Consider the following 10,693-nt stretch of genomic DNA (forward strand, 5'->3'; position numbering starts at 1 on the left):
ATGCTTCTCTGTATTACATTTCAGTCGAATCTTCTATTCCGCAAATGCCATTGACACAATAGTCCTTCTCTCATAAGACACGGACAAAAGAATCTGCGATATGCCGTTTTTATCTGCGATCTCTTTTATTCTTCCATACAGAGAAACAAATAGAATACCATTTGAGTCTGTCAAGATTTCTATCTCTTGAAAGCTTCGTATACCCTCAAATGTATGTAAACTTTTGTATACTGCTTCCTTTAATGAAAACCTCTTAGCAAAAGCAATATACTGATTTTCCTGTTTCAGAACTTCTTCAATTTCCTTTTCTGTAAACTGTCTTATGAATCCCCGCATTTGACTATCTACCATTGGCTCTACTCTTCCAGTTTCAAGAATATCAATTCCTATACCCTTCATGCCAAATCAACTCCATGTATTGATGAGTGCCATAATACATCCGGAACATAGATAGGAAATTTCTTCCACCGAATAGTTAAAATTATTCTCTATCCAACAAATTGATGTCTGTGTAATACATCCCTGACATGCCTCTGACACAAATTCAATTTTTTTTTCATTTTTATTTTGTTTTTCCAAAATTCGATATATAGATTCTTTTATATGATTGTTATAGCTTAATATAAATTCATGTCTCCCATAATTCCCAAACAACGCTTTATATACTGCTCTGTTTTTCAGTACATATGTATAGACATTCTTAAACATGGGAATTGTACCTTTTCTGACCAGAGCAATATCAATATATTCCCATTCCTTGAATATCTCCCTGACATCTGATAATGTTGTTTCTTCTATAAATGATAACAGTCTTTCTATATCCTCAAAATACGTATAAAATGTTACTCTCGATAACTGCGCTTTTTCACAAATATCCTTAACTTTTATTTTATATAATTCATTTTGGGAATATAGATCTAAAAACATATTTGTTAGTTTCTTTTCTGTAGCATTTAGAAGCATGTTCACTCCTTTGCTTTTAGAGCGTCTACAGGGATGTCAAATTATAGTCCATCATTTAACATCCCCGTCTTATTCTGTACAAGCAGTAACCAGCTATTCTTTCTCTGGACGAACAATGTAAACTTCATCGCAGCAGACAAAGAAACTATACGATGGATTAAAGAAACCTTTACATCTCTTTTCCATTTCTCTTTGATATAACCTGAATGTTTCTATCTGATCAACCCAGATAGATGCGCTTCCTTCGTATTTGATTTTAGCCTCATTATGAAAATGTTCAGAGTTATCCTGGACACCTGCCATTGGAAGATTTTTAATATATCTGCAGATTCCAGAAATACCGGGCAGAATTTCCTCATTCGCCTGATCCCACTTTCGATAAAATATATCGTCAGCAATTCCTTCTTCTTTTTTCAGATAATATACAACCTTTATTCCCCCCTCTCTTCTTTTTTCAATCTCTGCTTCTTCTTCCTGAACAATCATAAGAACGGTTACGGATTCATCGCAAAAATTCTCTCCATCAGCAGCTATGTACTTAATAATATCCGGATCAGAAAAACACTGCCCCATCGCTGGCAAATCCTCAAAGTAAAGCTCCGTAATTGAGTCATAGCCCGTATTAATTTTAAATGTTTTATCTGGAGTATAACCATATGCTCCATCGTATATATGATTCTGTGTGTACTTTACCAAGGTTCCCGGATTATATTTTCTGGATAACACTCCGTGTACGTGTTCAATATAATGAAAGTATTCATTGCGTGTCATATCCGGTTTTCTTTTTGCGATAGCCATCTGTTTGATCATAATCGTTATACCCTCCATTTTAAAAATTAAACTGAGTCATATTTTGCAGAACTTGCCTGCATTCTTCTAAAGCGGTATCAATAATCTCTGCCACCGGCCTTATGGATGTTACCAAAGGCGCAATCTGACCTGCCATGACTGCCCCGTTCTCTACATCCCCTTCCAGCATTGCTTTCTTGAGCGATCCTTCCGCTACATCTTTCATCTTTTCAGCTGCTTCTGCAGCCAGATAAGTTCTCTCAATCTGAAGTAATTCATCTGACAGTTTATTTTTAATCTGGCGGCATGGTTCGCCTGTGGATAAGCCCGTAATTACGTTTTCCATATCCTTTGCATTTACAACCGCCTGCTTAGCTGCTTCTGGAATGGTCCCCTCACTGCACGCAAGGAAGACTGTCCCCATTTCAAATCCATCCGCTCCCAGCGCTACGGCCGCTGCCATGCCCCGTCCATCAGCAATTCCGCCACTAGCCACAACTGGTATTGATAACCGATCTGCTGCTTGAGGAACGAGAACCGTGGTAGCTTCAAATGTCACGTGGCCTCCACCCTCCCATCCTTTGACAATTACCACATCCGCCCCGCCTGCTTCTGCAATAACGGCATCATCCAAAGTACTGGCTTTTACAATAATCTTCATACCGCCATTATGCCATATTCCAAAATATTTCTTACATAAATTTACATCCAGCCCAAGCACTGTATCCGCATATATAACCGGTGGCTTTTCTTTTAATGCTACCTCCGTAACCGCATCCAGCATCTCCGGAATCATGACCACATTAATGCCAAAAGGTTGGTTCGTCAGCTTTTTTGTATCTTCAATTTGCGAAATCATAACGTCAATCGGAGCAAACCCAACTCCCAAAACACCTAAACCCCCTGCTTCAGAAACGGCTGCTGCCAACGGAGCCGTTGAAACCCATGCCATGGGCCCCTGAATAACCGGCTTTTTGATACCAAGCACTTTACATAACTGATTTTTACTCACTCTCTTTATCTCCTTTCACATTGTTTTTTTAATGATACTGACAATCATTTCAACATATAGATGCATTTTGCACACCTCGATATGTATCTTGATTCATCAGTCATTTTATTGTATAATAAGCGAAAAATGGGTTTTACACAATTTATACTTTGTTGCAACTTAGCGATATTTTAAAGAACCATGATGTGCATATTGCATCACCAAGGAGAACATTAATATGAATATCAGTATGTGGATTTTAGTTGATTGGTTAAAACAGTATGATTTTGAATATAATATCAAATGTGGAAAATGCGTTTTAAGCAATATCCGCGCCTTGACGCAAGACACAAGGAAGGCCCTTCCTTCGTCCTCGATCCTGCTTTGTCATGCAAATAAATACGATCCTGCTTTTGATCAAGGAATACTTTGTCTTAACGGTGATGACTCTATTTTAATCCATATGGATAGCATCGAATGCATTTACAATGAAATTATGAATGCATTCGATTATTACACTTCATGGGAAAATAATTTGAGCCAGGCTATTACCAATAACGGAAAATTTGCAGATGTTATCAATGCAGCCAAAAGCATATTCCAAAACCCTCTTATTCTTGCAGATTCTGGCGGTCGTATCCTGTTCCATACCTTAGATGAGCCGCATTTTGAGTGGGAAAGGGATTTATACCGGCAACTGGTTGAAAATGACTTTTTAAAAATTGACATGCAAAAAATCATCAATGAGCAGGTTGTTGCCGGGACAGAACACTGCTCCGTTCCATTCTTCAGGCAACTCAAGGAACTTCGTTTTCCAATTTTATATAAAAATATTAATACAAACCGGGAACATATCGGATGGCTGATGCTATGGGAAACTAAAATTCCTATCACAAAAGGCAAAATACAGCTTTTGAATTTTCTGGGAGAATTCCTGGCAGCAAATCAGCAGACAGATCAGTGGCAGGATACACTAAGCTCAAAGTCGATGATATTTAAAAAAATCTTAAATGCAGACAATCTTTCAACGGATTCCGTTGCTCTATACATGAACGCTATTGGATGGCAAAAAAGTGATCCTAAGATATTATGCAAATTATCACCCTGCCAAACTGAATCAGTAAATATTCGGTATGTATGTAATATTATTTGCACATTTCTTCCATCTTCATACAGTTTTATATTCGAACAGTCTGTGTTAGTTATATGCAACCTGAAAAACGTATCTTCAACAGATCTGTTTGCACAGTTGCAGACATATCTCCGCGCATTTAATATGTGTATCGGGTTAAGCTGCATATTTTATGATATTACACATCTACGCGGGAGTTATGAGCAGACAAAGATTGCGTTAAAATATGGACATCAGACCTCCAAAACACTGAACTATTGCGAGGACTATCTCGAACCATATGTCTATGAGCTTCTGCGCACATCTATTTCCTGCGACATATCACACGAGGCCCTGAACCAGCTTCACACATATGATACCAGACATGGCACGGATTATTATCATACCTTGCAGGTCTATCTGCAGGAAGAACGAAATCAGACTAAAACAGCCCAGACACTTAATATTCATCGTAATACGTTTCTTAGGCGTCTTTCAAAAATCCAGGAGCTGATTAATATCGATCTGGACAATTCAAGTATGCGCTTTCATCTATGGCTATCATATATTCTGAACTCCAGATAAATCAGTTAACGTTTATACAGCAAGGATTCATTCCAAACTGGTATGCCGCTATATTCATAGAATGACTGTCTGGTTACTGCTTCATATGCGCCATTGGCAAGTGCCTCCATCTCAAATTCTCCGGCCATAATCACAATTGGGGCAAGACCGCCAATATAGTTTTTAATTCCTTCCGTCAAATATGTATCATGTGCAATACCTCCGGTTAATATAATTGCATCCACATGACAGTGCAGCGCTGTATACATGCTGCCAATATATTTTGATATCTGATAAACCATGGCATCATAAATATTTTTGGCATATACATCCCCATTTTTAATCCGGCAGACAATTTCCCGAGCATCAAAGGTCTGTAAATGATCATATAACCCGCCCTGGCTCCTGACATATTTCATTACTTTTTCCCTGCTATTCACTTGATAGCATAAATTAATAATATTAACAGCCGGGATACTGCCAACACGGTTAGGAGCCATAGGACCGTCTCCATTTAGTATATCATTCGTATCAATCATTCTGCCATTTTCATGAGCTGTTACGCTTACTCCTCCACCAATGTGGCAGACAATCAGATTCAGGTCTGTATAATCTTGACCAATTGATGCGGCGTATCTGTGTGCTACTTCCTTCTGGTTCAGCGCATGGCAATAACAAATACGGTAGACGCCCTTCATTCCCGTTATTCGTGCAACCTGTTTCATTTCATCTGTAGCCGGACTGTTTACCATAAAAGCTGACTTCCCTGTCTCCTGGCAAAACTGATATGCTATCTGGCATCCCAACAATGCGGGATGGGATGCATATTTCTCGTCATGAGCTTCTTTTACCATTAATTCATTGACCTTATAGGTCCCACCAATATGAGAACACTGTCCGCCTCCCCTTGTTGAAAATACATCTATATCCTGTATACTCAGGCTGTTTTCGCAAAGCGCATCTAGAATCATCTGTTTTCTATAAGGTATCTGCTCGTTATTATTTGAAAATAACGCAAGGTCCTCCGGAGTATGAGTTAAGACTTTTCGGAACATCTCCCTTTTATTATCAAATACCGCTATCTTTGTCGAAGTGGAACCAGGATTAATCGCCAATATCTTCATACTCTTCTCCTTGTAACATGCATAATATAATATTACCTATCACATCCTTTGTCTTGGCTGCTCTGGAAAAATCGGTAACAGGTCGTTGAAATCCTTGAAGGATGGGACCAAATGCCTGTTTCCTGCCAAAAATCTGCATACATTTTACTGCTATATTCCCTGCATCCAGATTTGGAAAAATCAATACATTAGCTTGGCCTGCGACCTGATGGTTTCCCTTCACTTTCCTTGCTGCGATATCCGGTAACAATGCCGAATCAATCTGATATTCTCCTTCTATTAGAAGATCGGGGACCTTCTGATGAGCTATTTCAATAGATTGTCTTACTTTGTCAACAGACTCGCCTTCCCCACTTCCCTGAGTAGAGTAGGATATCATCGCAACTTTTGCAGTCTGTCCTATGGCATTCTGATAGCTCTGTGCTGATGTAATAGCGATATCTGCTAGTTCTTCTGCAGTAGGATTGGTACTTACCGCACAGTCTGACACACCTATACACCGCTCGTCCCCCAACTCTATCATCTGATATCCAATGGAGGATATTGTATTTATGTGATTCTGAATCCCGATAAACTGTTGAGCCGCAAGAATGACATCACCCGTGGAATAAAGTACACCTGCTGCAAGGCAGTCTGCATATTCGACCTTGACCAGAATTGCTGCATAAAACAATGGATGATTCATTTTTTTAATCAGCCGCCTTTCCGAAAAATCCGGATTCATATTATTATATTGCTTTGCATAGTATTCTCTCAATTCCATATTTTCAGAATTAAATACTGATATCCCCTCAATATCAATCTTCAAATTGTCCGCATTCTCTATGATTTCTTCGGGTTTGCCAAGCAGTATCGGTTTACAGATCTCATTATCAACAAGATACCTGCACGCCTCCAAAATACGATTGTCAAGGCATTCCACAAAAATCACTTTTCTTTGCTTCCATTTAAGTTTCTTCTCTAACTGTTTGATCATATCCATGATTTAACGCACCTCATAATCTCCTGATTTATATTTTGGCGGAATAACCGGTGCAAGCAAATAGCTGTCATACATTCCTCCGGTATGAATGGTATGTCTTCCTTGGTTAATAGTATTCACTGATGTAGGTAAAAACCATGACTCATCCCGGATCGGTCTTCCTGCAATACACACCCGGACTCTCTCACCTTTATGCCAGATCCTCGCATAGGGCCATATTTCAATATCCAGTGCAACCGGCTCTCCAGGGGTAAGCCATTCATGTTTTGTAAATCTATATTGAGGCAGATAGGGCAATGACGTTTCCTCATCTAATGACCGCATAGATGCTCTTAACTGGCCTTTAGCTCCAGGGTCAGCTACCCCAAATACAGTTGTGGGAATCAGTTCACCCAATTTATTTGTCTTTTGTACAAATACAAATAAATCTGCGTCATCTTTCTCGCTGCTTACCCATATCCGTAATACAAAGTTTCCGCTTAGTTCCATCTCTTCAGTTACCTCAAATTCAAAGTTTACTTCCTCTGATTCGGAATGATAGGAAACTGAAGATTCAGTTTCAGATGGTATTAAGTTCATGGACATATTCTCCGCGTTTAAGTAAAACTTTGTATATTCTGTCCTGGGAATAGGAAAATCGCTTTCCGGGCGATTTTTTCTGAAATCATAATCGTATGCGTCCATAACCTCAATCCTTACTTTTGGTGTCATTTCCCATCCATTATTGATATTTTTCAGAAAACGGTCAAAAAACAGCTTTAGATCTTGAATATTTTCTGGCTTGTTAAAATCCGGCCATTCAAAGTCACGATGCATTCTAAGCCACTTTTTATGTGACTTAATCCTTCTATATCCTTCCATGGACCCTCTTAAATGGAAATGAGAATAGCCGGCACAGACATAGACCGGAATCCTTATCTTTTCCAAATCCACCGCATGATTTTGCCAATACTCATTAAATAAATCGTTTTTTTGAATCATATAGCTGGGATCAGGCTGTAATCCGGGGCCTCTGAAGTCATACCAGATTAATTCACTAAACGCTGGAGAAGGAATACCTCCTACGCATACATTTTCTCTATAAAGATCACTGGAGCCTTCCCAGGGAGCAATGCATTTGAGATGGTTTGGTTTTGCAGCCGCGATAACCCATTGGCTCATTGCCAGTCCTGAATTTCCTGCCATACCCACGTTGCCATTACACCAAGACTGCTCTCCGATCCAGTCAATTACTTCCTTTCCGTCTTCTCCTCCCTCCTTTACAAACATGAAATTATTATCCCCAGTTGAGAATCCCGTCCCCGGTGCGTCCACATTAACAACACAATATCCCTGTTGGCACCAATATCCCGGGTCTGCTCCTTCAAAGGCGGCCCTGTCCGATATGGTTCCCTTAGGTACCCCCATCGCCTGATGCAGGCCCGGTGTTTCCGTCTTTCCATGCCAATGTCTTTTTCCATAGGGGGTCCACATTAAAATAACAGGAAGCTTTTCAAGATTGTGTTCCGGCCTGTACACATCTATGTAAACTTTTCTGTTGTTTGAGATAGGGACTTCCACATCCCTGTCATACCGGATTCCATCTGCATACGTTGTCTCCTGCATAAATGGTGCGTAGTAGTCGGTCCTAAATCCAGCAGATACAGGCTGCATATGTAATCTTAGGTTATATACAGTTCCACCATATTCCCGTTTCTGATAGTACTCCTCAAACATATTCTCGTTTTTAGCTTTTGAAAATTCAGCCATGTCAGCTTCACTCTTTGCATTTTCATTATCTTCCATTAATTCCTTCTCCTGATAATCCATACCACGTCTCCCTTATATGCTTTCCTCAACCATTGAAATAATTTCCTTAATCGTTCTGCATCCGCTCCTAAATGTCTGATACTGTAATTCCAAATCATACTCCTCCTCCAGTTCATTCATAATAGGAAAATAATTGGTAGATTTTGCATTCAGATCTTCCAGCAGATTTGTACTTTCAGTTAAATCACTTGCCTTCATGCCAAATGATTTTGATACAATTTCAAAAACCTTTTCTGATACACTCATTTCATTTACCTCCTGAATCACTTGTTTTTTATATTACAATTATAAAATCAAGCTCATATTCGTACTGTACAGATAGTGAGACATTGTTTAAAAGGAACTTACACTTTTTCATTATTTGTAAGAATTTGACATGATAAAAAAAATGATAGCCCCTCTTTACTTCGGACTATCAATATTTACGCCTGTCTTTTTTATTTGATTAACTATAGTATCATCATATCTACATACATATTAATCTATTGCTTATTGTATTTTAAATACCAAAAAAGGCCCCGGGAGCATTCATCTCCCAGGGCCAAGGCATCTATTTCTCACGCCCTGAAAAACACCCATTTCCAGGCCGTGATTCCACTCAACTTTCCTTCAGGAACCACCACATCCTGTGGTCTTTTTCATCATATCCTCTCAAATACCACAACCGGCATCTAAACTGCCGCAGCTTAATGTGTTGCTGCGGCGGAATAAATGCCAATCATATAATCTTCTAATGAATCTCAATCACTCCCTGATGTTCCATCCCCATTTTTTGATGCAGTTCCCTGCATCGCCACAATACCGCCTTCCACTGCTTATCATCTAAGTCTTCTGGCTTTTTCATCCCCAAAACATGATCAAATGATACCTCTACATGGTTAATGGCCTCATACGCTGCCTGCTGCAATAACTCATCCTGTTCTGAAGTCTGGGACGGAATATCCTTGTCTTCCGAAAAAGCATGGTCATGGTCCATCAGCGGATACAAGCCCATAAGCTGCCCACTCTTATTATTCATGAAAAATCCAAAATTGGCACCGTGGCGATCTTCATTGCCAAGTACATAATCTGCTATTTGCATTTTATAATAATTAGCAGCATCCATCCCTTTTACCATATCATATTCATTTTTATCGTGATAACTGCAATATACCTGAAAGTCTTCCCATGGTACAAGGGCGATTTCTTCGGACGAGATAATACGGCATTTTACTATTTTTTCCCCGCTCTTATATATTTTATCTATATAATCTTGATCTGCTATCTCCTCCAGCCTGCTCTTTTCTGCCTCGACATAGCTTACATGGGGGATATTAAGCGCATCTAATATCCTGCTGGCCGGCAATTCCTTTTTCCCTACTTTATACAGATAAAGTCCGTCCGTTTCCCTGATCCAGGCTTTGGCCGCCATCCCCTGAGCAGTGAACTCCGGTGTATGAATCCTCTGTGCAAGTGTATGGAATGTCCGGTTAGCACCAAGAAGAGCTGTTGATGTTACTGCTTTCTCCAATGGATTTTCAAACAGGCTTACCTGTTCCCATGTATATGTTTCTTCCACGTCTTTCATCCAGTAACAGTCAGAAAGGGAAGTAAAATGAAATAACCTGGCTATCATATATGGATTACTCTGGCTGATACGAAAACCAGCCAACAGTTTTTTTGCATTGGTCCTGCCAATATTCATGGTGCGGTTTTCCGTCCATCCGTGCATGACATCATCGTAGTTTACATCCGGATAACGCAGCGATACGGGGAGTAACTCATAATTCAGTATTTTGCATCTGTAATCTTCTATCTCTAATACAGGGATATCTTTTAGCATGATATATGTTTTATTCATTGTCGCTCACCTCTCTTCTCTTGAATATGGGATAATCAATATATGGACTTTATTATATCATTTTTTTTATGCATTATCTATTTTTTTATTGGGACAAATGCTTATTATAATCGACATTATTTCCGGCTGCACATAATTGTTTTGACATTGCATCATTTTCATCACTGCTAATGTCTGGTTTCGATGGACTTAAATAACAGAAGCGGCCGTATTGCCCAGTTTTCTGTGGGTTAGCCGTGCGATAAGCTAAAAGCCAACACAACGGCTTACAATGCATTACAAGGGTTAATTCAGGTTACCATATTCATGCTTCTCTGTATTACATTTCAGTCGAATCTTCTATTCCGCAAATGCCATTGACACAATAGTCCTTCTCTCATAAGACACGGACAAAAGAATCTGCGATATGCCGTTTTTATCTGCGATCTCTTTTATTCTTCCATACAGAGAAACAAATAGAATACCATTTGAGTCTGTCAAGATTTCTATCTCTTGAAAGCTTCGTATACCCTCAAATGTA

The 10,693-nt window shown here is 39.3% G+C and carries 11 protein-coding genes; 1 reads left to right on the top strand and 10 read right to left on the bottom strand.

Features of this window, described 5'->3' with window-relative positions; genetic code table 11:
- Positions 1-33: 33 nt before the first annotated feature.
- The 4 genes from HMPREF9469_RS14505 to HMPREF9469_RS14520 all read right to left on the bottom strand — a co-directional run bounded on the left by HMPREF9469_RS14505 (position 34) and on the right by HMPREF9469_RS14520 (position 2,764).
- The gene (locus tag HMPREF9469_RS14505) at positions 34-399 is read right to left on the bottom strand and encodes a holo-ACP synthase (protein ID WP_007863145.1); all 366 of its coding nucleotides are present in this window, start codon (positions 397-399) and stop codon (positions 34-36) included.
- Positions 400-405: 6 nt separating this feature from the next.
- Complete coding sequence (locus tag HMPREF9469_RS14510) at positions 406-963, bottom strand: TetR/AcrR family transcriptional regulator (RefSeq protein WP_007863146.1); 558 nt, start codon at positions 961-963, stop codon at positions 406-408.
- 93 nt (positions 964-1,056) lie between these two features.
- Positions 1,057-1,773: an EthD domain-containing protein gene (locus HMPREF9469_RS14515; RefSeq protein WP_007863147.1), complete on the bottom strand. Its 717-nt coding sequence runs from the start codon at positions 1,771-1,773 to the stop codon at positions 1,057-1,059.
- Between the two features lie 19 nt (positions 1,774-1,792).
- Positions 1,793-2,764, bottom strand: coding sequence for an NAD(P)H-dependent flavin oxidoreductase (locus tag HMPREF9469_RS14520; RefSeq protein ID WP_007863148.1), 972 nt, complete (start codon positions 2,762-2,764; stop codon positions 1,793-1,795).
- Between the two features lie 217 nt (positions 2,765-2,981).
- Here HMPREF9469_RS14520 and HMPREF9469_RS14525 point away from each other — a divergent pair, with 217 nt between their 5' ends.
- Complete coding sequence (locus HMPREF9469_RS14525; RefSeq protein ID WP_007863149.1) at positions 2,982-4,439, top strand: PucR family transcriptional regulator; 1,458 nt, start codon at positions 2,982-2,984, stop codon at positions 4,437-4,439.
- Positions 4,440-4,444: 5 nt separating this feature from the next.
- On the opposite strand, the gene buk is transcribed toward HMPREF9469_RS14525, so the two are convergent.
- From buk to HMPREF9469_RS32640, 6 genes are all read right to left on the bottom strand, one after another.
- On the bottom strand, positions 4,445-5,542 hold the full coding sequence (buk, locus tag HMPREF9469_RS14530) for a butyrate kinase (RefSeq protein ID WP_007863150.1): 1,098 nt from the start codon (positions 5,540-5,542) through the stop codon (positions 4,445-4,447).
- Positions 5,523-6,524: a phosphate acyltransferase gene (locus tag HMPREF9469_RS14535; RefSeq protein ID WP_007863151.1), complete on the bottom strand. Its 1,002-nt coding sequence runs from the start codon at positions 6,522-6,524 to the stop codon at positions 5,523-5,525. Before HMPREF9469_RS14535 ends, buk begins: the two co-directional genes overlap by 20 nt.
- 3 nt (positions 6,525-6,527) lie before the next feature.
- On the bottom strand, positions 6,528-8,333 hold the full coding sequence (locus HMPREF9469_RS14540; RefSeq protein ID WP_007863152.1) for a CocE/NonD family hydrolase: 1,806 nt from the start codon (positions 8,331-8,333) through the stop codon (positions 6,528-6,530).
- Between the two features lie 12 nt (positions 8,334-8,345).
- A complete protein-coding gene (locus HMPREF9469_RS14545; protein ID WP_007863156.1) occupies positions 8,346-8,579 on the bottom strand; it encodes a hypothetical protein in 234 nt (77 codons plus the stop codon).
- A gap of 484 nt (positions 8,580-9,063) precedes the next feature.
- Positions 9,064-10,173 carry a hypothetical protein gene (locus HMPREF9469_RS14550; RefSeq protein ID WP_007863163.1) on the bottom strand — a complete coding sequence of 370 codons (1,110 nt, stop codon included), beginning with the start codon at positions 10,171-10,173 and terminating at the stop codon, positions 9,064-9,066.
- Positions 10,174-10,512: 339 nt separating this feature from the next.
- A partial coding sequence (locus tag HMPREF9469_RS32640) for a holo-ACP synthase (protein WP_007863164.1) occupies positions 10,513-10,693 on the bottom strand: 181 nt, incomplete at its 5' end.

This window comes from [Clostridium] citroniae WAL-17108, assembly GCF_000233455.1.
Lineage (GTDB): Bacteria > Bacillota > Clostridia > Lachnospirales > Lachnospiraceae > Enterocloster > Enterocloster citroniae.

Coding starts and splice junctions, on each gene's coding strand:
- HMPREF9469_RS14510 (WP_007863146.1), bottom strand. CDS start 963: ATGCTTCTAAATGCTACAGAAAAGAAACTAACAAATATGTTTTTAGAT.
- HMPREF9469_RS14550 (WP_007863163.1), bottom strand. CDS start 10,173: ATGAATAAAACATATATCATGCTAAAAGATATCCCTGTATTAGAGATA.
- HMPREF9469_RS14505 (WP_007863145.1), bottom strand. CDS start 399: ATGAAGGGTATAGGAATTGATATTCTTGAAACTGGAAGAGTAGAGCCA.
- HMPREF9469_RS14525 (WP_007863149.1), top strand. CDS start 2,982: ATGAATATCAGTATGTGGATTTTAGTTGATTGGTTAAAACAGTATGAT.
- HMPREF9469_RS14540 (WP_007863152.1), bottom strand. CDS start 8,333: ATGGATTATCAGGAGAAGGAATTAATGGAAGATAATGAAAATGCAAAG.
- buk (WP_007863150.1), bottom strand. CDS start 5,542: ATGAAGATATTGGCGATTAATCCTGGTTCCACTTCGACAAAGATAGCG.
- HMPREF9469_RS14535 (WP_007863151.1), bottom strand. CDS start 6,524: ATGGATATGATCAAACAGTTAGAGAAGAAACTTAAATGGAAGCAAAGA.
- HMPREF9469_RS14545 (WP_007863156.1), bottom strand. CDS start 8,579: ATGAGTGTATCAGAAAAGGTTTTTGAAATTGTATCAAAATCATTTGGC.
- HMPREF9469_RS14515 (WP_007863147.1), bottom strand. CDS start 1,773: ATGATCAAACAGATGGCTATCGCAAAAAGAAAACCGGATATGACACGC.